This is a genomic window from Caballeronia udeis, from assembly GCF_001544555.2.
In the GTDB taxonomy this organism is placed as follows: domain Bacteria; phylum Pseudomonadota; class Gammaproteobacteria; order Burkholderiales; family Burkholderiaceae; genus Caballeronia; species Caballeronia udeis.
Genome location: NZ_FCOK02000008.1, coordinates 157,100 through 181,488, shown reverse-complemented (window position 1 = coordinate 181,488; position 24,389 = coordinate 157,100). Strand labels below are relative to the sequence as shown.

The 24,389-nt window shown below is 61.5% G+C and carries 18 protein-coding genes; 12 read left to right on the top strand and 6 right to left on the bottom strand.

What is annotated here, in order from left to right; translation table 11 throughout:
- Positions 1-28 precede the first annotated feature (28 nt).
- Positions 29-1,966 (top strand): AMP-binding protein, encoded by a 1,938-nt coding sequence (locus AWB69_RS08790; protein WP_062084402.1) that lies wholly within the window; start codon positions 29-31, stop codon positions 1,964-1,966.
- Positions 1,967-2,405: 439 nt separating this feature from the next.
- On the opposite strand, the gene AWB69_RS08785 is transcribed toward AWB69_RS08790, so the two are convergent.
- Entirely contained in the window at positions 2,406-3,830 is a 1,425-nt protein-coding gene (locus AWB69_RS08785; RefSeq protein WP_062084400.1) for an aminotransferase-like domain-containing protein, read from the bottom strand.
- 347 nt (positions 3,831-4,177) lie between these two features.
- Here AWB69_RS08785 and AWB69_RS08780 point away from each other — a divergent pair, with 347 nt between their 5' ends.
- Positions 4,178-5,410 carry an NAD(P)/FAD-dependent oxidoreductase gene (locus tag AWB69_RS08780; protein WP_062084398.1) on the top strand — a complete coding sequence of 411 codons (1,233 nt, stop codon included), beginning with the start codon at positions 4,178-4,180 and terminating at the stop codon, positions 5,408-5,410.
- 76 nt (positions 5,411-5,486) lie between these two features.
- On the top strand, positions 5,487-6,596 hold the full coding sequence (locus tag AWB69_RS08775) for a branched-chain amino acid ABC transporter substrate-binding protein (protein ID WP_407923026.1): 1,110 nt from the start codon (positions 5,487-5,489) through the stop codon (positions 6,594-6,596).
- A 136-nt stretch (positions 6,597-6,732) separates the two neighbouring features.
- Here the strand turns inward: AWB69_RS08775 and AWB69_RS08770 are convergent, their stop codons facing one another.
- On the bottom strand, positions 6,733-7,791 hold the full coding sequence (locus tag AWB69_RS08770; RefSeq protein ID WP_231937034.1) for a serine hydrolase domain-containing protein: 1,059 nt from the start codon (positions 7,789-7,791) through the stop codon (positions 6,733-6,735).
- Between the two features lie 269 nt (positions 7,792-8,060).
- Between AWB69_RS08770 and AWB69_RS50735 the strand changes: the two genes are divergently transcribed.
- Positions 8,061-8,192: a Fe-Mn family superoxide dismutase gene (locus tag AWB69_RS50735; protein WP_407923024.1), complete on the top strand. Its 132-nt coding sequence runs from the start codon at positions 8,061-8,063 to the stop codon at positions 8,190-8,192.
- Between the two features lie 103 nt (positions 8,193-8,295).
- Here AWB69_RS50735 and AWB69_RS08765 read toward each other — a convergent pair whose 3' ends face one another.
- A complete protein-coding gene (locus tag AWB69_RS08765; RefSeq protein ID WP_156528779.1) occupies positions 8,296-8,475 on the bottom strand; it encodes a hypothetical protein in 180 nt (59 codons plus the stop codon).
- A gap of 275 nt (positions 8,476-8,750) precedes the next feature.
- On the opposite strand from AWB69_RS08765, the gene AWB69_RS08760 reads away from it, so the two are divergent.
- From AWB69_RS08760 to tdh, 8 genes are all read left to right on the top strand, one after another.
- Positions 8,751-9,257 carry a metal-dependent hydrolase gene (locus tag AWB69_RS08760; protein ID WP_062084392.1) on the top strand — a complete coding sequence of 169 codons (507 nt, stop codon included), beginning with the start codon at positions 8,751-8,753 and terminating at the stop codon, positions 9,255-9,257.
- 392 nt (positions 9,258-9,649) lie between these two features.
- Positions 9,650-10,339, top strand: coding sequence for an ABC transporter permease (locus tag AWB69_RS08755; protein ID WP_062084443.1), 690 nt, complete (start codon positions 9,650-9,652; stop codon positions 10,337-10,339).
- A 22-nt stretch (positions 10,340-10,361) separates the two neighbouring features.
- On the top strand, positions 10,362-11,075 hold the full coding sequence (locus AWB69_RS08750) for an ABC transporter permease (protein ID WP_062084390.1): 714 nt from the start codon (positions 10,362-10,364) through the stop codon (positions 11,073-11,075).
- A gap of 93 nt (positions 11,076-11,168) precedes the next feature.
- Complete coding sequence (locus tag AWB69_RS08745) at positions 11,169-11,960, top strand: ABC transporter ATP-binding protein (protein ID WP_062084387.1); 792 nt, start codon at positions 11,169-11,171, stop codon at positions 11,958-11,960.
- A gap of 103 nt (positions 11,961-12,063) precedes the next feature.
- The gene (locus AWB69_RS08740) at positions 12,064-13,038 is read left to right on the top strand and encodes a GlxA family transcriptional regulator (protein ID WP_062084440.1); all 975 of its coding nucleotides are present in this window, start codon (positions 12,064-12,066) and stop codon (positions 13,036-13,038) included.
- Positions 13,039-13,185: 147 nt separating this feature from the next.
- On the top strand, positions 13,186-13,983 hold the full coding sequence (locus AWB69_RS08735) for an ABC transporter substrate-binding protein (protein WP_062084386.1): 798 nt from the start codon (positions 13,186-13,188) through the stop codon (positions 13,981-13,983).
- 320 nt (positions 13,984-14,303) lie between these two features.
- A complete protein-coding gene (locus tag AWB69_RS08730) occupies positions 14,304-15,503 on the top strand; it encodes a glycine C-acetyltransferase (protein ID WP_062084384.1) in 1,200 nt (399 codons plus the stop codon).
- 25 nt (positions 15,504-15,528) lie between these two features.
- Positions 15,529-16,557 carry an L-threonine 3-dehydrogenase gene (gene tdh, locus AWB69_RS08725; RefSeq protein WP_062084383.1) on the top strand — a complete coding sequence of 343 codons (1,029 nt, stop codon included), beginning with the start codon at positions 15,529-15,531 and terminating at the stop codon, positions 16,555-16,557.
- Between the two features lie 43 nt (positions 16,558-16,600).
- On the opposite strand, the gene AWB69_RS08720 is transcribed toward tdh, so the two are convergent.
- From AWB69_RS08720 to xylG, 3 genes are all read right to left on the bottom strand, one after another.
- Positions 16,601-21,475 (bottom strand): NAD-glutamate dehydrogenase, encoded by a 4,875-nt coding sequence (locus AWB69_RS08720; protein ID WP_062084381.1) that lies wholly within the window; start codon positions 21,473-21,475, stop codon positions 16,601-16,603.
- 104 nt (positions 21,476-21,579) lie between these two features.
- Positions 21,580-22,779, bottom strand: coding sequence for a sugar ABC transporter permease (locus tag AWB69_RS08715; protein ID WP_062084378.1), 1,200 nt, complete (start codon positions 22,777-22,779; stop codon positions 21,580-21,582).
- A complete protein-coding gene (gene xylG, locus AWB69_RS08710; protein ID WP_062084376.1) occupies positions 22,776-24,332 on the bottom strand; it encodes a D-xylose ABC transporter ATP-binding protein in 1,557 nt (518 codons plus the stop codon). The genes AWB69_RS08715 and xylG overlap by 4 nt, the downstream gene beginning before the upstream one ends.
- Positions 24,333-24,389: the final 57 nt, after the last annotated feature.

Here is a 24,389-nt window from a genome sequence, read left to right as displayed (position 1 = left end):
CAAGCAACAGGAGCCTGCAGGAGACGCCATGAATTACAAAGAGGTTCGAGACGATTGGAAGGCGGACGCACCAGCCTTCTGGGCAAATGCAGCGACGCACGTGAACTGGATCAAGACATGGGACGAGGTGCTTGTGGAGCAGCCGGGCCACCGCTTCTCATGGTTCGATGGGGCATTCACCAACGCGAGCTATAACTGCCTTGACCGGCATGTCGAGGCTGGCCGCGGTGAACAGGTCGCCATCGCCTATGAAAGTCCGGTGACCGGGATGGCGCAGACGATCACGTACTCTGCGCTCACCGATCAGGTGGCGAAGTTCGCAAGTGTGTTGCAACGCCAGGGAGTGCGTTTAGGCGATATCGTCGTCATCTACATGCCCGTTATTCCGCAAGCGATCATCGCCATGTTGGCGTGTGCGCGCATCGGAGCAACGCATTGCGTTGTCTTCGGCGGGTTCGCCGCCAACGAACTTGCGACGCGGCTGCGCAATACCCTTCCCAAGGTGGTCATCACCGCGTCGTGCGGGTTTGAAGGCAAGCGCCGCATCCCATACAAGGAGAAGGTGGACGAAGCAATTGAGTTGGCGGCATGGCACGGGACGAACATAGTCTACCAACGCGAAACCGCGTCTGTCGCGTTGAAACCCGAGGATATCGACTGGGACGCCGCCATGCGCGTGGCTCACGAGACCAGCCCTGTCCCTGTTGCGTCGAGTCATCCGCTCTACATCCTGCACACGTCCGGGACCACGGGCGCACCCAAGGGTATCGTCCGCGACACCGGTGGCTACATGACCGCACTCATGTGGTCGATGAACAATATCTACCGGTGTCTGCCGGGTGACGTGTTCTGGGCGGCCTCGGACATCGGCTGGGTGGTGGGCCACTCCTACATGACGTATGGTCCCCTGCTCAACGGATGTACCACTGTCCTATATGAAGGCAAACCCGTCGGTACACCCGACCCTGCATCTTTTTGGCGCGTCATCGCCAAGCACAGGGTGAATGTTCTGTTCACCGCACCGACCGCGTTACGCGCGATACGAAAAGAAGATCCGGGAGGTAATTTTCTGCAGGAATCCATCATGGGAAAGCGGTGGTGGCACCACGACATCAGCAGCTTGAGATCAGTGTTTCTCGCTGGCGAACGCTGCGACACGCCAACGGCGAATTGGGTGGAGAATCTGCTCGGTGTGCCTGTCATCGATCATTGGTGGCAGACGGAGGCTGGGTGGGCTATCGCCGCATCGACTACGCAAGACGAAGCGGCTGGCGAGCGACGCCGGGGATCCGCGGGCCGCGCGATGCCCGGATGGGACGTGCGTTGTATCGATGACGACGGCAACGAAGTTCCCGGTGGGGTGTCTGGCAATATCGTCTGCGCGCTGCCGTTGCCGCCGGGCGTCATGACGAGCATCTGGAACGCCCACTTGCGCTATGAAAGCTCATACTTCGCGCGATTTCCAGGTTGGTATGACACGGGAGACGCCGGATACATCGACGCCGATGGCTTTGTTCATGTGATGGGACGTACTGACGATGTCATCAACGTCGCGGGCCATCGCCTCTCGACGGGGGCGATCGAAGAAATCGTGGCAAGGCTCGCGCCCGTTGCTGAATGTGCGGTCGTTGCCATGTCACATCCACTGAAGGGCCAGGTACCCGTCATATTCATGGTGCTCAAGGACGGTGCCGACATTGATCCCTCAGCGGCCGAGTCGCAAGCGGTGCAGGCCGTACGCGAGCATCTCGGCGCAGTAACATCCATACAGGCGGCGTTCGTGGTGAAACGCTTGCCAAAAACCCGCTCGGGAAAGATCCTCAGGCGCTCATTGGTTCAGATTGCGGACGGCAAGACCGGGCCAATCCCCGCCACGATCGAGGATCCCGCGGTACTCGCTGAAATCGAACGGTTGATGCAGGCGAGAGGGATAAAAGGCGAATCGCTATTTGATGCGCCGCGTTAGCCCGCCTGGCACTTCCCGTCCAAGGCAAGCGACGCGGCGTGGCGCGTCGCTCTTTCATTTCATATCATCGCAACGGTGTTGATATATCTGGCGATGCGCCAGCCGAACGGCCCCACGACCCGAGTCCTCCGTCCCCATCGAACCGACGAAACCACGCCCTAACGCATCCGCTTCCAGACCGAGATCGGGACATTCCCGTCCGGCCGGGCGGCCAGGCGATAGCTCGGTTCATCCCCTTTCAATTCGTAACGTCGCGTCTGGCGCTCTCCTTCCCAGTTCGAAAACGAAGCTCCCTGACCGAAAACGTAATCGTCTTTTCAGCCTGATCGACGCTGACCGTACCGAAATGCGTCCTGGAGCCGAGCACTGCCGCTTCGAATTCGGCTGGTGTCCCGGTGAGCTTGTTGCCCGATGCAAAGCGCGGCCTCCCGGACTTGAACTAGATGGTGCCGAACAACGCCCGCGGCCTGTCGCGCAGCGTTTGCGCAACGATCTGCAATGCACTCGCCAGCTGGTCACGCGAGGTCGCGCACGCAAGGTTGATCCGCACGCCATGCTCGATCGTCGAGCGATCCACGGCGAACGCCGATGCGGGCATGACGCTAACGCCGCGAGCGAGCGCATTCGCCGCGAAATCGTCGGAACGCCACGGCGCCGGCACGCGCATCCAGACAAACATGCATGCCGGGTCGCTATTCAGGTGCTCTTCCGGCAACAGGTCGCGCGCGAGTTCCTGCCGCGCAGCCAACTCGGTGCGCTGTGCATCCAGAATGGTCCTGGCGGTGCCGTCCTCGATCCACCGTGTGGTGATGAGGGTCGACAGCGGTGCGGGCATCCAGGCCGTAGTGCGCACAGCCTCGGCTGCGAGCGCAGCGCCATTGGGTGGCGTAAGCACGTAGCCCACTCGCAGTCCCGGCGCCAGGATCTTCGACGTTGAAGCAACATGGAACGTCAGCTCCGGACAAAGACTCGCGATGGTAGGCAAACGCGTGCTCACCAAAGGCCCGTAGACGTCATCTTCGATAATGGCAATGTGATGCCGGCGCGCGATCTCGACGAGCGCGGTGCGCCGCGCAAGGCTCATTGTGACTACGGTCGGGTTCTGCAGATTCGGCACGGTGAAGATCGCCTTCACGCGCATGCGCCGGCATGCGTCCTCGAGCTGGTCCGGCAGCAAACCGTCGTGATCGCTCGGAATGCCGACGAGTTCAAACTGGAACACCGGCGCAAGCGCCTTCAGCCCGTAGTAAGTCAACTGGTCCGAGAGGATCACACCGTCGTGCCCCATCAGACTACTCAAGACTGCATACAGACCATGTTGCGCACCACTCGTGACGACTACGTTGTCCGGCGTTGGCGTAAAGCCCGGTGCCGTCATCCATCGCGCCCCGGCTGCGCGCGCCCAGTCGGGGCCTTGCGGCGGCTGGTACTCCTGCGTCTCCGGAAAACGTGAATCGCGCGCGACGCTCGCCATCGTCCGCGCAAGCTGCGTCAGGAATTCACCCGTGGCAGGACGGTTGACAGTCAGGTCGATCACCGCATTCGACGCTGCTTCGCCGTTCGCGCCGCGCGCCAACGTGCCGTGCACCGACGGCATCGCCCCGCCCGTCACGATCGAGCCGCGCCGCTTGCTCGCCACAATCAGTCCGCGCGCCTGCAATTCCTTGTATGCCCGCGATACGGTCGACACATTGATGCCAAGTTCCGCAGCCAGGTCGCGTTGCGGCGGCAGCCGGCTACCGGGCGGGTACAGGCCGTTGCGCACCTTTTCTTCCAACGTGCGCGACACCTCGAGATACGTGGCCTCGCGCCTCTTTGTCTGAAGGTTATCGACCGCGTTTGTGTGGCTCTTTTCAATCTTCATTCAACCCATATCTCCATACAAAAACTCATTGAGCCGATACATCCTGGCCCCGGCGAGTCGCAATCCGCACGCTTCGGCACAAGGCAAGCCTTTTAAGCACCCTCAGCGTACAGGGATTCGCGCACAATCAGCACAAAAATCCGCACGGATTCAGGGAAACTCCCTAAGTCCACACAAAGACAAATCAATTGCACACAAAAAAACTTTGTGTGAGCATGTCTACATCGTTTGTCTGGCAATGCACTGCCTGCACGGTCCCGAACTGTATTACAGGAGGAGACACGCGTGGCACATCAACCGTCATCGGCACATTCATTGGGCACCACTGCCACCCACGGGAAGAAATAATGGCTGAAGTCGCTGTCCTGGGCTCGGGTTTCATCGGCTTGTCGTGCGCGTACTGGCTGATCCGCGACGGGCATCGCGTGACGCTCCTCGACCCGCAAGGCCCGGGCGAAGCGGCGTCGTACGGCAACGCCGGCACCTTTGCGAACTACGGATGCATCCCGGTCAACAACCCGGACGTGTTTCGCAACCTGCCGCGCTTTCTGTTTTCATCGACGAGTCCGTTGCGGATTCGCTGGGTTTACCTGCCGCAACTTGCTCCCTGGCTCGCGCGTTTCATGCTGAGCGCAACGCAGAGCCGCTACGAACACAGCGCCCGCGCGCTCGCCAGCATCTTGTCGCGAGCGTTCGAAGGTTACCGGGAGATGCTGGCCACAAGCACGCTTGCGAGCTTCGTGCAGCAGCGTGAGTGCCTGTATCTTTACTCGAACCCGGGATCGTTCAAGGCAGCACAGCCGTCACTCGACTTGCGCCGCTCGCTCGGCGTGCAGTTCGACACCGTCGATCGGGACGGTATCCGCCGGATCGAACCTGGTCTCGCACCGATCTTCGAGCACGGCACCCTGTTCAGCGGCAGCTGGTTTCTCAGTGACCCGCGCGGCTTTCTACAGGCGCTGCATGCGTCGATGCTGGCCCAGGGTCTTCAGCACGAGCGAGTCGCCATCAACACCATCGAGCCGCAACGCAACGGCGTGCATCTCATCGATGAAACCGGCCGCACGCATGGCGCCGAACACGTGATTGTCTGCACCGGCGCATTTTCGAAACGCTTGGCGCGGCAATGCGGCGACCGCGTTCCGCTCGACACGGAGCGCGGCTATCACGTGCACTTTCCCTTCACGTCGCATCTGCTTTCCCGCCCCTGCGGCTGGGCCGAACGCGGCTTCTACATGACGCCGATGACAGGCGGCATCCGCGCCGCCGGCACAGTCGAACTCGGTGGCTTCGGGCCGCGGAAAAATCCGGCGCTCCTAAGCTTGCTGACTACTTCCGCGCAACAAGCGCTACCCGGCCTGCCTCAGCCCGACAGCACCTGGCTCGGCTTCCGGCCAAGCCTGCCGGATGGCTTGCCGGTGATCGGGCGATCAAGCGCTTCGCCGCGCGTGGTCTATGCGTTCGGACATCAGCATCTGGGCGTCACGCTAGGCGGCGTGACGGGCAGCGTAGTGGCCGATCTCGTGGCCGGCCGCACTCCTCCGTTCGACCTGAATCCCTATAGCCCAAGTCGTTTTTAACCACCGCAGCAGTCTCCATGAGACAAGGACTGACATCATGAAACGTCGAAACCTGGTTGTCGCAATTGCACTTGGGATGATAGGCGCGCATGTGCCTTCATACGGAGCCGAACCGGAGGTGGTCAAGATCGGTTTTGCCGCGCCGCTAACGGGACCGGTCGCGCGCGTCGGCAAGGACTTGCAATACGGCGCGCAACTCGCGCTCGACGAGGAGAACGCGAAGAATCCGACCGTCGACGGCAAGCCGGTGAAGTTCGTCCTGGACGTGCAGGACGATCAGGCCGATCCGCGCTTTGCAATCCAGGCCGCCCAGAAGCTGGTCGACGACGGTGTTGTTGGTGTGATTGGCCACTACAACTCGGGGTGCAGCATTCCGGCATCGGCGGTCTACCATCAGGCCGACGTCGCCATGATCACGCCGGGATCGACCAATCCGCAACTGACGAAGCAAGGCTTCAAGAATGTGTTCCGAACGATGGGCCACGATGGTATTGGCGGTGTTGTCGCGGGTCACTTCGTCGTCGAGCAAATGAAGGCGAAGCGAATTGGCATCATCGACGACCGCACGGCGTTCGGGCAAGGCTTGGCGGACGCCTTCGAGAAGGGCGTAAAGGAAGCGAACGGCAATATTGTCGACCGCGAGTTCACGAATGACAAAGCCGTCGACTTTCGCGCGGTCCTGACCACGTTGAAGAGCAAGAACGTCGACATGATCTTCTTCGGCGGCCTGGACGAGCAAGGGGCAATGCTTGTCAAACAGATGCGTTCGCTCGGCATGCAGGCGCAGCTCTTTGGTGCGGGTGCGCTCAAGAGCAACGCGTTCCTGCAGATCGCCGGCCCCTCCGGCGAAGGCACGCAAGATCTGGAGCCGGGTCCTGCGCTGGACAAGTTGCCTGCGGCCCAGGACTTCGGCAAGCGGTACAAGGCCCGCTTCAACCAGGACGTCGAACTCTATGCGCCGTTTGCGTATGACGCCGCGCTGGCGATGATAAAGGCCATTGAAAACGCCAATTCGCTTGATCGGCAGAAGATTACGGACAGCCTGGCGAAGGTCACCGTGACAGGCATCACCGGCAAGATTGCGTTCGATCCCTACGGCGACTTGATCAAGCCGCCCTATACTTTGTTCCAGGTGCAGCAGGGGCAATGGAAGAGCCTTCGGACCGTGGGTGGTAGCGGCGCTTAGTCTTTCGCTGATCAGGCCACGTGCAGGCGCCCAATCCGGCGCCTGCATCGATCGTTGATAAATTGCCCAGCATAACGAAGTATTTTATTAGCAAGACTCATTGCATAAATATTCATCTGCATGATGTCCCGCCTTTCTAATCTTGCTCTTCGCCCCCTTCCGCAGCCGCGCGCACCGCGCGCTCCAAAAGCTCGACCAGCGCCGGCCGCCCGGCACGGTGGGTGGTAAAGCCTGCAACCGATACCCCGGCATGCGGTGAGTAATAAACCGCGGTTCCCCAGAACCCGGCATGCGAATAACACTCCCGTCCACCCACGCGCTTCACTGACATACCCAGCCGATATTCCTCAGCGCCCTCATGGTCACCTTGGCGCAGCATCTCCGCGAGCGTGCCTGGATTATCGAACACGCGGTTCTCGAAGAGGTCCTGCTGGAACGTGGCAAGATCACGAACCGACATGACCAACCCTCCGCCGCCATAAAGATCGAGCGTCGCGCTGAGATGGGTGACATCGGTTACGGCCTCGTCGTCGAGAAACTGGCGCGCGCATGCCTGCGTCCCCGCGGGTTGAGACTCAACCATCTCCCACCATGTTGATGCGAGCCCACGCTCGTCAAAACGCAACTGATGCCGAACGCTTTCCGCCAGCGGCGCTTGTGTTACGCGCTCGACGATGTCACCCAACAGCACATACCCCGTATCGGAATACCGGTACTCCTTTCCCGGCGCATTGGTCGGCCCAGCGTAGTGGCAGGACAGGCCAACCTGCTCCTCACGCGTCCAGTGATGCGTGGGGTTCGCGAGCACCGCCTTGAAATAACGCGGGTCGTCGGCGTGATCGTATATGCCGGCGCTATGGCTCAGGAGATGGCGGACCGTGATCGTGTCGGTGCGGTATCCGCGGGATGCCAGCAAGCGCTCAAGCGTTGGCGCAAGCAGCGCGGCGATAGGCGCCTCGAGAACGATCATGCCCTGCTCCCACAAGCGCAACACCGTGGCGGCGACAAAGGTCTTGGTATTGCTGGCGACCCGCAGCGGCGTGTCGACGGTCAGCGGCCTTGCAGTGGACGAATCCGCCATCCCGGCCGCAATGCCCCAGGGAACCGGCACGTTTTTGCCTGTGATAAACACGGCCATTGCAGCGCTCTGCTCATGCAACGCCGCCGTCAAGACTTCCCGCTGTAGAAAATCCAAACTGCCTCTCCTGGTTATCGATGGATATCAGTGCGCCGCTAGCCGCCATCTCCCCGCCTCAAGCGTGGTCTCAAGAGGCTGGACAACTCCGTTTTGCCTGGACCTGGCAGCACGAGGCTATCACGTGATTCGCTTTGACAATCGGGACGCAGGTTGCTCGACGCACGTCAGCCATCATCCCGCTCTGGATTTCACCGCACTGGCGAGCGCACTCATGTCGGGACAGCGGCCAGGCGTGGCTTTGCGTCGACAAGCAGGGACGCCTCGTCGTGGAAAATACGTGTAATCAGGACAGTCCGCTGATGGCGGGATTGATGTCAGGCAATCACCCTGTTCTCGGGCTGGATGTCTGGGAACATGCGTACTACCTGAAGTATGAGAATCGCGGCCGGAGTACATAGCCGCGTTTTATAACGTGATCAACTGGACTGAAGTCGCGCGCCGTTATGCGGCAGCGCGTGCCTGAATTCCAAACGGATCCCGCGGCCATTCCTCGCTAAATTTTCAAAGCCTTTCCAACTGCTTGCGGGTCGTCATTGCCATGCCTGACGGAATCGCGATGCCGACAAGAATTCCCAGTACCGATCCAAACCCCTGCGCCACACTGAGCGGTGTAAACGCCGACAGTTGGAGAAAGCCGAGGGAAAACAGCGCGAGAATTGTTTCGAACGCCTGCGTCAGCATGATTGCTCCTTGTTCATGCACCAAACGGAACATGGCATCAGTAAAAGGTGGCGACATCTTCAAACAGCAAATCACGCGCCCGGCCCCTGCCTGAAGTCCGAACCCGGACTTGAGCGGCCGGCGCCGCCTTACCCGCTAGCGCTCCTCCGCGCGCGTCTCCTGACAAATCCGCAAGCACCCGAACGTGCCCGATCCTCGCGAACATTGCGCACACTACGCAACTCTTGTGTCAACATGCGCAGCTTCATTTCATTCGCTACACGCGGCATCTCTTCATGGCTTCGAGCAACGCGCATCACGCGACCGGTTGGGCAGCAGGTCTTATCGCTGCCGCGGTCGTCAGCAAGGCCGGCGCAGCCGGTCCGTATCACGTCTGGGGCGTACTCAGTTTTTGTGCAGGCGTGTTCGGCGGCACCGCGCCGGACTGGCTTGAAGTGGCGTGGTGGACGCGGGCGCGAAGGTTATGGATCACGCACCGCACGCTCACGCATTGGGGCGTTGGCTGGGTTGCACTGCTCGCCGTTTCATACCACCTGCTTGGGGTCCACCCATGGGCCGCCGTCGGTTTCGGTTTTGCCTGCGGGGGCTTGATGCATCTCTTCGCCGACTGGCCCAACCCCCTTGGCGTGCCGTGGCTCGTCTCGCGACATTCCCTGAACTGGTGGAACAGCGGCCGCTGCGACGCGTTGATCGTCGGCGCCGCGTGGATCGCCGCAGCCCTGGCTGTAGACCACGTCTGGTTTCACGGCGCCTACGGGCTCAAGCTGCTTCACGCACTCTGAACAGCGGACACGCATTTTTCTCCGCGTCTTCATCCACGATGAATCGAGCGAGCGGATTTTTTCCGCCCAGCCCCCGCCAAAGCGCTTTCCAGGGCCTCCTGGTTTCTATCGGAAAAGCGACGCAAAACCCGTGGATTCCGCTCGGCAGTCAACGTGCAGCGTCATGTCGTACGAAAGCCGCAACCCGACCGAAGCCCCTGTCCCACGGTTCATTGTCCGCAATACGCATCGATGACCCATCGGTGGATACATTTGCTGCAGCGCAATAAACAGCCTCTGCCCCGTTTGAGCAATTCTTTTTCGCTGGTGATTATCGGCGCCAGTCGTCCGGGCAATGCCGTCGTGATCAGGCGCATGCCCGTACGACCCCTTCAACAGACGGAGACATGCACTTGTTCCTTTACGGCTATGGTCCACTGCTGCTGGCGGGCGCAAAACAGACGGTCGCGCTCGCGGTCCTGTCTCTCGCGGTATCCATCCTGCTCGGGCTCGCGGGTGCAAGCGCCAAGCTATCGCGCAACCGCGTCACGCGCAGCCTCGCCACCGCCTACACGACGCTGATTCGCGCGGTGCCCGACCTGGTCCTGATGCTCCTGCTTTTCTACAGCATCCAGATTGCCGTCAATCACCTGACCGATGCTTTGGGCCTGGACCAGTTCGACATCGATCCCTTCACGGCGGGTGTCCTCACGCTCGGCTTCATCTACGGCGCCTACTTCACCGAAACCTTTCGCGGCGCGTTTCTCGCGGTGCCGCGCGGCCAGCTGGAAGCCGGTAGCGCCTACGGCATGAGCGGCGTGCGCGTGTTCGTTCGGATCCTGTTTCCGCAGATGATGCGCTTTGCGCTGCCGGGGATCGGCAACAACTGGCAGGTGCTGATCAAGGCGACGGCGCTGGTATCGATCATCGGCCTCGCCGATATCGTCAAGGCCGCACAAGACGCCGGCAAAAGCACCTACAAGATGTTTTTCTTCATCATGGTCGCGGCGGCGGCCTATCTCGCCATCACGACTGTCTCGAACATCGTTCTGTTGTATCTCGAACGCCGCTATTCCACCGGCGTGCGGCACGCCGAGCTCTGAGCAAAAGGGAACAGCGACCATCATGATCCAGATACTTGCCGATTACTGGCGCCCGTTTCTTTACTCCGACGGCATGCGCGCCTCGGGTCTCGTCGTGACCTTGTGGCTGTTGGCAAGCTCGCTTGCGCTGGGTTTTATCGCGGCGGTGCCGCTTGCCTGCGCCCGTGTTTCGAAGAACCGCTGGCTCGCCACGCCGGTGCGGCTCTACACCTACGTGTTTCGCGGCACGCCGCTCTACGTGCAGTTGCTGCTGCTCTACACCGGCATGTACAGTCTCGAATTCGTGCGCTCGCAGTCGCTGCTGGAAGCATTTTTTCGCAGCGGTTTCAACTGCGCGATACTGGCCTTCGCACTCAATACCTGCGCGTACACCACCGAGATTTTCGCCGGTGCGATCCGCTCGATTCCGTACGGCGAAGTGGAAGCGGCGCGTGCATACGGCATGAGCACCTTCACGGTGTACCGGCGCGTGATCCTGCCTTCGGCACTGCGACGCTCGCTGCCGCTGTACAGTAACGAAGTGATCCTCATGCTGCACGCCACAACCGTCGCATTCACCGCGACCGTGCCGGACATCCTGAAGGTCGCGCGCGACGCCAACTCGGCCACCTATCAATCGTTCGAGTCGTTCGGGCTTGCGGCGCTGATCTACCTGTCCGTGTCGTTCGTGCTGATCGGCGCATTCAGGCGTGCGGAAAAGCGCTGGCTTGGTTATCTGGGCCCGAGTCGCCGTTGAAGGACATGAATTAAAATCGGCGCCTTGCAAGGATTCCCTCGCGGATCACCTTGGTTTAAACCGCAGTTCAGTCAACCACCCCGGGAGTATGAGTTGGAGCCAACCGCCAAAGATGCAGCGACGAAACTGGTCGCGCAGGATATTCACAAGCGCTACGGCGACAATGAGGTGCTCAAGGGCGTATCGCTTTCCGCACGCGCGGGCGACGTCATCAGCATCATCGGCGCGAGCGGGTCGGGCAAGAGCACGTTCCTGCGCTGCATCAACTTTCTCGAACGGCCGAACGCAGGACAGATCGTGGTGGACGGCGAGACGGTGCTCGTCAAGCCTGACCGCGCGGGCAACCATGACGTGGCCGACCGCAAGCAATTGCAGCGGGTGCGCACGAAGCTCGCAATGGTGTTCCAGCACTTCAACCTGTGGTCGCATATGACCGCCATGGAAAACGTGATGGAAGCGCCGCGCCATGTGCTCGGTCTCTCGAAGAAGGAAGCCGAGGAGCGCGCACGGATGTACCTCGAGAAGGTCGGGCTCGCGCCTCGCATTGAAAAGCAATATCCGTCGCACATGTCGGGCGGACAGCAGCAGCGCGTGGCCATTGCGCGCGCACTGGCCATGCATCCCGACGTCATGCTGTTCGACGAACCCACTTCGGCGCTTGACCCGGAACTGGTCGGCGAAGTGCTGAAGGTGATGCAGAAGCTTGCCGAAGAGGGCCGCACAATGATCGTGGTCACGCACGAGATGGGCTTTGCACGCAACGTCTCGAACCATGTGATGTTCCTGCATCAGGGCCGCACCGAAGAAGAAGGTGCGCCGGCCGACGTGCTCACAGCACCGAAGAGCGAGCGGCTGCGCCAGTTCCTCTCCGGTAGTCTCAAGTAAGCACGTGAGCCTAAGCGTGAACGTGAGCGCTAACCCCGGGCCGGGGCCGGCCCCGGGCGCCAAGCCGCTCAAGGTCACAATCGTTGTCCTGCCGCCCTGCTCCATGAGCGGCGTGGGGATGATCCTGGACAGCCTGCGCCTCGCGAACGAGATCGATGGCCACGCGCTCTACGACTGGCAAATCTGTTCGTGGGACGGCCGGCCCCTGACGTTCGCGGGGGGGGCGCAACTTCAGGCCGACACCGCGTTCGGTGACGCCGTCAGTTGCGACTGGCTGATCGTGGTCAGCGAGCGGTATCAGCAATTCGCGGACTACCGGCTCTTCCTGCAAAGCCTCGCGCGCGTGGGCAGCCGCACGCCGCGCGTGACCGGCATTCACCACGGCGTCTGGTGGCTCGCGATGGCGGGCCAGTTGAGCGCGTACCGGGTGGCCGTAAACTGGGAAACCTATCAGCAGTTCGCCGAGGAGTTCGAGCGCTCGATCGTTACACAGCAGATCTTCGAGATCGATCGCGACCGTTCCACCTGCACAGGCGGCCAGGCGACCGTCGACTTCATGCTTGCAATGATCGCCCGCGACCAGGGCGCCGACCTCGCGGAACGGATCGCTGATTCGCTTGGCATTGGCGTATTGCGCTCGGGCGAAGAGCGCCAGCGCATTCCGTTCGTGACCGCGCCGGGCGAACGCCATCCGCGGCTGAACGACGCGCTGCAACTGATGGAAGCGAACATTGAAGACCCGCTCGCCACCGATGAAATCGCGGGGCTTGTCGGCATCTCGCGACGCCAGCTCGAGCGGCTGTTTCGACAGTACCTCGGCGCGATGCCGTCGAAGTATTACGTCAACCTGCGCCTGACCAAAGCCCGCACGCAATTGCAGCGCACCAGCAAGTCGGTGGTGCAGATCAGCCTCGCGTGCGGGTTTGCATCGGCGGCGCATTTCTCCAACGCGTACCGCGACCGCTTCGGCGTGACACCGCGTGAGGAACGCCGTAACTGGATCGAAAAGCATAGCGGACAGGCGCCCGATGAACCGCGTGGCGGCGCGTTGCTCGGTTCATCGCGTGAGCCTGTTTGAAGCTTCTTTTTTTGGCTTGCGTATGTCCTCCTATATCCGCTTATACCCCCTTATGCCCCCAATCCCGCGTTCGCCGGCAATGGCCGTGCAAACGCATAAAATCACCGCCCCACTCCTGAGAGGTATGCATTGAAGACCGTTTTCCGGATGAATCATAAAGTCGCCGCTTTCGCGGTTGCCGCCGCCACGGTGTTTGCCACCTCATTCGCGGCATCAAGCGCGCAGGCGGCGGATCTCAAGGAAATCCGCTTTGGCGTCGAGGCGTCATACGCGCCGTTCGAATCGAAGTCACCGAGCGGCGAACTGACTGGTTTCGACATCGATGTCGGCAACGCCGTATGCGCGAAGCTCAAGGTCAAATGCGTGTGGGTCGAGAACTCGTTCGACGGCCTGATCCCTGCCTTGCAGGCACGCAAGTTCGACGCGATCAATTCGGACATGACCATCACCGACCAGCGCAAGGCAGCCATCAACTTCACGAATCCGATCTACGCAATCCCGAACCAGTTGATCGCGAAGAAAGGCAGCAAGATCCTGCCCACCGTCGACGGCCTGAAGGGCGCGCACGTTGGCGTGCTGCAAGGGTCGATCCAGGAAACCTACGCGAAGGCCAAGTGGGCGACGGCCGGTATTGATGTGGTGTCGTACCAGGCGCAGGACCAGGTGTATGCGGACCTCGCGGCGGGCCGTCTGGATGCGGCGTTCCAGGACGCGGAAGCGGCATCGAAAGGTTTTCTGAAGACGCCGCAGGGTGCGGGCTTTGCGTTCGCCGGACCCGCTGTGGCCGACGAGAAACTGCTGGGCGCGGGGGTGGGTTTCGGCGTGGCGAAAAATAACCACACGCTGAAAGATGCCCTTGATCAGGCGCTCTCGGACCTGAAGGCCGACGGCACCATCGACAAGCTGGGATCGAAGTACTTCGACGTGAAGGTAGTGGTGAAGTAAGACGGCTTCGGGGTGCTATAAACGCCGCGTTCAATGCACGGATGCATAGCAGCAATCCGTCGCAAAGCTGGGGCAAACCCGAGGGCACGGCCGTGTATCTCTCCTTGCCCGCGTCGCGTGATGTGAATGGCCAGATCATCATGTGGATAGAGGCTGGTACGCGGTGCTCTGATTACCCTGAATCGGCATTTTGCTTCATGCCTGACGTCAGTTCCTGCATACTGGCAGCCGTATCGTCTAAACGGCGTTGCCTTGGGGTCCCTCGATGCCGATCCATCGTGGGTTCTGTCGGGCGTCCGTATCACTCAGGAGCATGATCCATGCATGATTCTTATCTGACGCATGTGCGCAGCACTCTCGATCAGATTCGCGCAGACGGTTTCTACAAGACCGAACGCGTAATCTCAAGTCCGCAATCGGCTGACATCCAGCTCGCGAGCGGCGGCGACATGCTGAACTTCTGCGCCAACAATTACCTCGGCCTCGCCAACGACGCCCGCCTGATCGAAGCCGCAAAAACGGGCCTCGACCGCGACGGTTTCGGCATGGCGTCGGTGCGGTTTATCTGCGGTACGCAGACCGTCCACAAGGAACTCGAGCAAGCGCTCGCTTCGTTCCTGCAAACCGACGACTGCATCCTGTACTCAAGCTGCTTCGATGCAAACGGCGGGCTGTTCGAAACCCTGCTCGACGAGTCCGACGCCATCATCAGCGACGAACTCAATCACGCGAGCATTATCGACGGCGTGCGTTTATCCAAGGCCAAGCGCTACCGCTACAAGAACAACGACCTCGCTGACCTTGAAGCCAAGCTGCGCGAAGCGGATGCTGCAGGCGCGCGTTTCAAGCTGATCGCCACCGACGGCGTATTTTCGATGGACGGCATCATCGCGAATCTCGCCGGCATCTGCGACCTCGCCGATCGCTACGGTGCGCTCGTCATGGTCGACGACTCGCACGCGGTGGGCTTCATCGGCGAACACGGACGCGGTACGCCTGAGCATTGCGGCGTGCTCTCTCGCGTGGACATCATCACCGGCACCTTGGGCAAGGCGCTGGGCGGCGCGTCAGGCGGTTATGTCGCCGCGCGCCGCGAGATCGTGGAGTTGCTGCGGCAGCGTTCGCGCCCCTATCTGTTCTCGAATTCGCTGGCGCCCAGCATTGCCGCCGCCACGCTCAAGGTGCTCGACCTGCTGGCGAGCGACGAAGGCGCCCAACTGCGCGCCAGCGTCCGTGCCAACGGCGCCCATTTCCGCGACGCCATGAGCAAGCTCGGTTTCACGCTCGTTCCCGGCGAACATCCGATCATCCCGGTCATGCTCGGCGACGCCCAGGTCGCGTCGCGCATGGCGGACGCGCTGCTGCATGAGGGCGTCTACGTGATCGGGTTTTCGTTCCCGGTGGTGCCGAAGGGCCGCGCCCGTATCCGCACGCAGATGAGCGCCGCGCACACGCCGGCGCAGATCGATCGCGCGGTGGATGCGTTCGCGCGTGTCGGCCGTTCACTGGGCATCATCTGACGTATCGGGATTAATCGGAACAATCATGAAAGCACTGGCAAAACTGGAACGTGGCCCGGGGCTGACGCTGACGCGCGTCAAGAAGCCTGAAGTCGGTCATAACGACGTGATGATCCGCATCACGCGCACAGCTATCTGCGGCACCGACATCCATATCTGGAAATGGGACGAGTGGGCGCAGAAGACCATCCCCGTACCCATGCATGTGGGCCACGAGTACGTTGGCGAGATCGTGGAGATGGGGCAGGAAGTGCGTGGCTTCGCGATCGGCGACCGCGTGTCGGGTGAAGGGCATATCACCTGCGGGTTCTGCAGAAACTGTCGTGCGGGGCGCCGGCATTTGTGCCGCAATACCGTGGGCGTAGGCGTCAATCGTCCCGGTGCGTTCGCCGAATTCCTGGTGATTCCGGCGTTCAACGCGTTCAAGATTCCGCCGGAAATTTCCGATGATCTGGCCGCTATCTTCGATCCGTTCGGCAACGCAACGCATACGGCGCTGTCGTTCAATCTGGTCGGCGAGGACGTGTTGATCACGGGTGCCGGGCCGATCGGCATCATGGCCGTGGCCATCGCCAGGCACGTGGGTGCGCGCAACGTAGTGATCACCGACGTGAATGATTACCGGCTGGATCTTGCCCGCAAGATGGGCGCGACGCGGGCGGTGAATGTGTCGGAGGCGTCACTGCGCGACGTGATGGCCGAGTTGCACATGACCGAAGGCTTTGACGTGGGGCTGGAAATGTCCGGCGTGCCGAGCGCGTTCACTGGTTTGCTGGAAGCGATGAATCACGGCGGCAAGGTGGCCTTGCTTGGCATTCCGCCCGCGCACATGGCGATCGACTGGACCCAGGTGATTTTCAAGGGACTGGAGATCAAGGGCATCTATGGCCGCGAGATGTTCGAGACCTGGTACAAGATGGTCGCCATGCTGCAGAGCGGGCTCGATCTCTCCCCTATCCTCACGCATAGTTTCGCCGTGGACGACTATGAAGAAGCGTTCGCGACCATGTTGTCAGGCCAGAGCGGCAAGGTGATCCTGGACTGGACGGTTTGAGACCCGCACAGCTGGAGCCATGGACATGGCTCCAGCTGTGCAACTACGCACGTTCCAGCGTCGCTATCTCGCGGACCACAACCAGCAGCATCGAAAGACTCGCGCCGCTTGTCGCGCGCAATTCCGCCAGCAGACGTGCGTAACGTTCGACCGCGGCTTCTCTTCTCGACCGCCAGTTTTCGACGATCACCTCAGGCGTATCAATGTCGCGTGTCTGCTCGAGCGCACTGACCGTCAACGCGCGCTTGAGCCGCGCGAGTTCTTCCAACGCAGCCGCCCGCGCGAGCAGGTCCCAGTGAGTGGATGCAGGCAACGCCATCGCGCGCTCCGCAATCCAGCCGTAGTTCAGCAACGTGCCTATGGCGAAATAAACGCTGGCGACGGTCTCGAGGCTACGGTCGCAACTGGCCGCCACTTCGGCGCTGTCCAGCACGGCAGTCGATAACCCGCCGCTCGCCACCAGCGCGGCCAGCGGACCTTCAACGCCCGCGTCCTCCAGCACGCGACGCCGTTCCGTCCATCCGTCGAGTTCGTCGGCAGGCAGCAAGTTCGGCAACTGCGGTGCAAGCCTTTGCGCCGCCTCACGACACCGCGCGACACGCTCGGCCGCAAGACCCGCGTCCTCCGTCGATACCTTCAAATGACGCAGGAACCAGAGCGTTGCGCCCTCCAGCAAACGCACGACATCGACGAACATCCGCGCTTGCACTTCGTCTGCGACGTGATTGTCGAGTCCGTCGATACTGCTCCAGATCTCGTTCAGATCGAACACGTCGCGCGCCATGATGCAGGCACGCACGATCTCGCTTGGACATGCATCGGTTTCTTCCATCAAGCGATGCACGAAGGTGCAGCCGACCCGGTTGATCAACGCATTCGTCAGATGCGTGGCCAGGATTTCGCGCCTGAGCGGATGGCGTTGCATCGGTTCGCTGTAGCGAGCCTGCAAGGGCAACGGGAAATAGTCGGGCAGCATGCCGGCGACAAGCACGTCCTCGGGGACATCCGAGGCGAGCAGTTCGTCGTAGAGCCACATCTTGCTGTAAGCCAGCAGCACGGCCCGCTCGGGCGACGTGAGCCCAAGTTTGGCCGCCTGACGCTCGGTGATGTCTTCATCCGACGGCAGGAATTCGATCTTGCGTTTGAGCCTGCCTGCACGTTCGAGCCAGCGCATCAGCCGCGCCTCGCCGTCGAGCAACTCGGCCACGTAGCGATTCGCAATCGATAACGCCTGCGTCTGCGCGTAGTTGTCCTTCAGTACGAGCAGGCCCACTTCATCGGTCATCTCGGCAAGCAGCGCGTTACGCTGCTTCTCCGTCATCTCGCCGTCTGCCACGACCAGACCAAGCAGGATCTTGATGTTCACTTCGTGGTCGGAACAGTCCACGCCCGCGGAGTTGTCGATGGCGTCCGTGTTGATGCGCCCGCCATGCTGCGCGTATTCGATCCGGCCGAGCTGCGTCACGCCCAGGTTGCCACCTTCGGCTACTACCCTGCAGCGCAGTTCGGAGCCGTTGACGCGCACGGCGTCGTTAGTGCGGTCACCGACTTGCGCAGGGGTCTCGCGCGTCGACTTGACATAGGTGCCCACGCCGCCGTTATAGAGCAGATGCACATCCGCCAGCAGAATCGCGCGGATCAACTCGTTTGGCGCGAGCGTCGTTGCTGTCACGCCGAGCGCGGCCTGGACCTGTGGCGACAATGGAATGGTTTTCGCGGTGCGCGGGAACACACCGCCACCGGCTGAAATCAGCGTGGTGTCATAGTCCGCCCAACTCGATCGCGGCAGCGCGAACAGCCGTTCGCGTTCGTTGAAACTCGCGGCGGTATCGGGGTTTGGATCGAGGAAGATATGACGATGATCGAACGCCGCAATCAGGCAGATATGACGCGAAAGCAGCATGCCGTTGCCGAACACATCGCCGGACATGTCGCCAATACCCACCACGGTAAAGTCCGTCGTCTGGGTATCCACACCCATCTCGCGTGAATGCCGCTTAACCGATTCCCACGCGCCGCGTGCGGTGATCGCCATCCTCTTGTGGTCGTAGCCCACCGAACCGCCTGATGCGAAGGCATCGTCGAGCCAGAAACCGTATTCGCGCGCAATGGCGTTGGCGTAGTCGGAGAACGTGGCCGTGCCCTTGTCGGCCGCGACAACGAGGTAGGGGTCGTCGGGATCGTGGCGCACGGTATCCGGAGGGGGCACGATGACGCCGGACACACGGTTGTCGGTCACATCGAGCAGCCCGCGCAGGAACATCTGGTAGCAGGCCACACCTTCACGCGCGAACGCCTCGCGGTCCGCGACCGGCGGCGGGTTCTTCACCACGAAGCCCCCCTTCGATCCCACCGGCACGATCACGGTGTTCTTCACCATCTGCGCCTTCATCAGGCCGAGCACTTCAGTGCGAAAATCTTCCCGCCGATCCGACCAGCGCAAACCGCCGCGCGCCACCTTGCCGCCTCGCAAGTGCACGCCTTCGACTCGCGGCGCATAGACCCAGATTTCGAACATCGGCTTGGGCTCGGGCAGGCCCGGCACCATCGACGGATCGAGTTTGAACGACAGGTAAGGTTTGGACTTACCTTCGGCATCCTTACGAAAGTGATTGGTGCGCACCGTCGCGTTGATCACGCCCAGGAACTGCCTCAGGATGCGGTCCTCGTCCAGATTCGGCACGTTGTCGAGCGCGGCTTCTATGTCGGCAAGCACATGCTGCGTGCGGGTGTCGCGAAACTCGCGGCTTTGAGCGTTATCGCCGGCCGACCCCGGAAGAGCCGGATCGAAGCGCACCAGGAACAGTTCAAGCAACTTGCGCGCGATCGCCGGGTTGCCGGTCAGCGCACGCTCTATGTAAGCGTCGCTGAACGTGGACCCCACTTGCCGCAGGTACTTGGCGTAGGCACGCAGGATCGTGACGTCGCGGGCGCCGAGTTGCGCACGCAGGACCAGCCGGTTGAAGTCGTCGTTCTCGACCTCGCCGGTCCAGACGCTTGCGAACGCGTTCTCGAACAGCTCCTTGACGCGATCGATATCGAACTCCACGTCGTCGGCAAGCTCCAGGCCGAAGTCGTGTATCCACGCATGCGGCGCACCCTGCGGTTCGATGCGATAAGGCCGTTCTTCATCCACCCGCACACCCAGGTGCTCCAGCATTGGCAGGCTATGCGACAGCGCGATCGGGTCACCCACCCGGTACACCTTGAAGCGAAACGCCCGCCGCCCGGCTTCAATCGGCCTGTAGAGGCTCATGGCGAGGCCGCCCGCCTTCACCTGCGTCTGCTCGATCAACTCGATATCGCGGACCGCCGTACGGGCCGGATAATCCTCCCGGTAACCCGCCGGGAACGAATCCGCGTATCGATTCAGGAGCCGGTTGCCCTGCTCTTCACCGTAGCTGTCGATCAGCGCATCCGCGAGATCGTCCTGCCAGCGGCGCGCAACCTGCACGATCCGTTGCTCGAGTTCGCGCGTATCGGCTTCAGGCATTGCGCCTTTATCCGAGCGCACCGTGATATAGATGCGCGCAAGCGGAGACTCCGAAAGCAGCGGCGTAAACTCGATGCTCTTGCCGTTGAACGCTTCCATGAGTACGTTCGCGATGCGTTTGCGCAGGTCCGTGTTGAACTTGTCACGGGGCACGAACACAAGGCATGAGACAAAGCGGTCGAACCGGTCGCGCCGCACGAACAGGCGTGTGCGCTGATGTTCCTGCAACCGCAGCACGCCAAGCGCGATGTCGAACAAGGCGTCCTCATCCGCTTCGAAGAGTTCTTCACGCGGATATTGTTCGAGCACGGTCACCAGCGACTTGTGCAGATGCCCCTTCGCGAGAAAACCGGCACGCCTGATGATGTTCGCGCATTTGCGCCGCACGATCGGGATCTCGGAAGTCGGAACCAGATACGCGGTGGACGTGTACAGGCCGATAAACCGCCGCTCCCCGATCACCTTGCCATCCGCGCCGACGCGCTTCACGCCAACGTAGTCCAGGTAACCCGGCCTGTGCACGGTCGCGCGCGAATTCGCCTTGGTGAGGAAGATTGGCGCGGAGCCGTTGATGATGGCGGCCGCTGCCGGAGGCAAGGGCGTGATGTTATCGGCTGAGGGCGGCCGCAGGCTTTCGCGCAATAGTCCCGCGCCGGAGCCCGGCACGCCGCGCAACGCGAACCCGTTGTCCTGCGTAATGAGTTCGTAGTCGCGGTGCCCGAGGAAGGTGAAATGATCCGCGACCATCCACTCCAGGAACGCGCGTGCCTCGACGCCGTCAACACTGGTCTCGCGCGCTTTCATTTCTCCTATGGTGGCACGCGCAACATCGAGGATCTTCGGCCAGTCTTCAACCGATGCGCGTACGTCGCCAAGCACGCGCGCGATGTCGCTGCGTAGCTCGTCGAGCTTGGCTGCCTCGCCGCAGCGGTCCACTTCAAAGTGAATGAACGACTCAAGCCTTGATTGCGGATCGCCACCGTCGACGTGACCCAACGCGATACGCGTGATCGCACCGCTTGCGTCGCGGGAGACCCGGAACACCGGATGAATGGCGGAATGCATCGCGAGACCCAGGCGGTTGACCGCCATGGTGACCGAGTCGACGAGGAACGGCATGTCGTCGTTGACGATCTCGACCACCGTGTGATCGGAGTGCCAGCCGTGTTGTTCGAGGTTGGGGTTGTATACCCGCAGGACCTCGCGGCCCGTCGTGAATTTTTGCGCCGTCTGCCAGTGCGCCATGGCCGCGCCGTATAGATCGGCTATGTCGCGGCTCTGGACGTCTTCGGGGTCCGCAAGCTCGTAGTAGTGGCTCAGGAGAGGTTCAACGACATTGAACGCGGGCTCGCGCAGCCGTCCCCGTGCAAAGTCGACTACGTCGGTGAGAAGGTGCGCTACGCGCTCTTCGCTCTTGGTCAGCATGTCGGCTCCCGGATCTGGTACGTACGGTGCTCGGATTATGCGCCAAGTTTTATGACACTTGCCCTCCGGTCAAACCACCATGGAAACCCCGGCGCCAGTGCTGATCAGCGTTGATTAGAACCCGACACGACATCGATCCACACCGCGAGCACAAGAATCCCGCCCTTCACGATCATCTGCCAATACGAATCGACATCGAGCATGGACATGCCGTTGTCCAGGCTCGCCATCACCAATGCACCGATCAATGCGCCATAGACGGTACCCGAGCCACCGCGCATGGAAGTCCCGCCGATAAAGCACGCGGCAATGGCGTCGAGTTCGCCCATGGTCCCCGCCGACGGCGACCCGGCCGCGAGCCGCGCCGTGTTGACTAGCCCGGCAAGCGCGCACATCAGGCCCATCAGCGCGAAGATCATCAGCTTCACGCGGTTCGTATTCACGCCCGATAAGCGGGTCGCTTCGAGGTTTGAACCAACCGCATAAATACGCCGGCCAAACACGGTCTGCGTCGCGATATAGGTGAAAATACCAAGGAGCGCCAGCAGCAGCAACACCGGCACGGGAATACCGCCGTACTGGTTCAGCGTGGTCACGAACGCGACCAGCACGAGCCCCGCCGCCACGATCTTCACGCCGTCCTGCCAGAGCGGCACGACGGCCAGGTTGTAACGCAGGCGGTTCTGCCGCTGGCGCACGGTCAGCGAGACGAGCAGCGCAAACAGCACGACGGCCAGCACATTGCCCGCCATACGTGGCAAATATCCCTGGCCGATGAACACCAGGTTGCCCGAGACCGGCGCGATGGTCGAACCACCCGTCACGCCCAGCAGCACGCCCCGATACGCGAGCATGCCGCCAAGCCCGACAATGAACGACGGCACCCGCAAATAGGTCGACCACCAGCCGTTGAACAGGCCGACTGCAATGCCAAGCAGCATGACTGCCGGCACCGTGAACTGGATCGGCCAGTGATGCGAGACATCGAGAATAGCGGCCACGCCGCCGAGCAAACCGAGCAGCGATCCAACCGACAAGTCGATCTCGCCCGAGATGATCACGAACACCATGCCGCACGCGAGCATGCCGGTAATCGACATCTGCCGCAGCAGGTTCGACAGGTTGCGCGGCGTGACGAACGCGCCGTCGGTGAGGAAGGAAAAGAAGATCCAGATAACGGTGACCGCCAGCAGCAACGCGAGCAACTTGTAACGCGTAAAAAGCTGCTTGAAGCGCTGCCCGGAGGAGGTGCTCGCGCCGCCGGTGGCGCTGCGTTTGGGCGACGAGGTGACGTCAGGAGTCATGCGACGCTCGCTTGAAAAGAGTTGGTCTGTGGGGTCGCGCGGATGGCCGCCGCCAGGATATGTTCCTGCGTAAGCCCCTCATTAATGAAGTCGCCGCGCAACTGGCCTTCGCCGATCACCAGCACGCGGTCGCTCACGCCAAGCACTTCGTTGAGCTCCGACGACACCACGATGATCGACACGCCGCGCCGGGCCAACGCGAACATGAGCTTGTAGATCTCGAACTTGGCGCCTACGTCAACGCCGCGCGTGGGTTCATCGAGGATAAGAATTGCGGGGTCGGTCAGCAGCATCTTGGTCAGCACGGCCTTCTGCTGATTGCCGCCGGACAGGCTCGCGATGGACAACATCGGGGTGGCTGCACGCACGGAAAGCCGCTTCATCTCGGTGTGGATCGTGTCGAGCTCGGCCGCGGAATCAATCCGGCCGCCTTTCGCAAAACGGTTCAGCACGGCAAGGGTGATGTTATGTCCCACGCCCAGTTGCGGCACGATGCCGTGGCGCTTGCGGTCCTCGGGCACCATGCCGATACCGGCGTCGATTGCGTTGGCCGGGGTCTTGATCTTCAGGCGCTTGCCGTTCAGATAAACCTCCGCCTCGCTGATGCCCGGGTAAGCGCCGAAGATTGCCTGCATCAGTTCGGTCCGCCCCGCGCCGACCAATCCCGCGACGCCAAGAATCTCGCCCTTGCGCAGCGAGAACGAGACGTCATCCACGCGCTTGCGGCGTGAGTTGGTCACATCGAAACAGGTAACGTGGCGCGCCTCGAAGATCACTTCGCCAATGTCATGCGGCTCGCGCGGGAACAGGTTCTTGATCTCGCGGCCCACCATCATCGCGATGATGCTGTCGGTGCTCAGGTCCTTCATCGGCTGCGTGGCGACGTGCTTGCCGTCACGGATCACCGTGATGGTGTCGCAGACGGCTTCCACTTCATCAAGCTTGTGCGAGATGTACACGCACGCCACGCCGCGTTTCTTCAGGTCGCGCACGATGTCCAGCAAGATCCGGATTTCGCTCGCGGTCAGGGACGACGAAGGTTCATCCAGGATCAGCAACTTTGCGCGCTTGTTCAACGCCTTGGCAATCTCGATCAGCTGCTGATGGCCGCCGCCATAGTTCATCACGGGCTGAGCCACGTTGATGCCGCTGATGTTCAGTTCGCGCAGCAATTCGTCCGCGCGCTGGTACATGGCCGCGTAGTTCATGCGGCCGCCGCTCAGCGTGATCTCGTTGCCGAGGAAGATGTTTTCCGCCACTGATAACTGCGGCACCAGCATCAGTTCCTGATGAATGATGACAATGCCGGCGTCCTCCGTTTCGCGGATGGTCGATGCCCGTAAAGGCTCACCTTCCCAGCGGATTTCGCCTTCCCATGTGCCGTGCGGATAGACACCGGACAGCACTTTCATCAGTGTCGATTTGCCCGCGCCGTTCTCGCCGCACAAACCCACACATTCCCCGGGCGAGACCACGAGGTCGATTCCGTCGAGCGCCTTCACACCGCCAAACGTCTTGACGATGCCGTGCATTTCCAGCAGCGCGTTTGCCATGCGGTTTTATCCTGGACAGTGAATCAGCGTGAAGGCCCACCCTTACTCATACTTGTA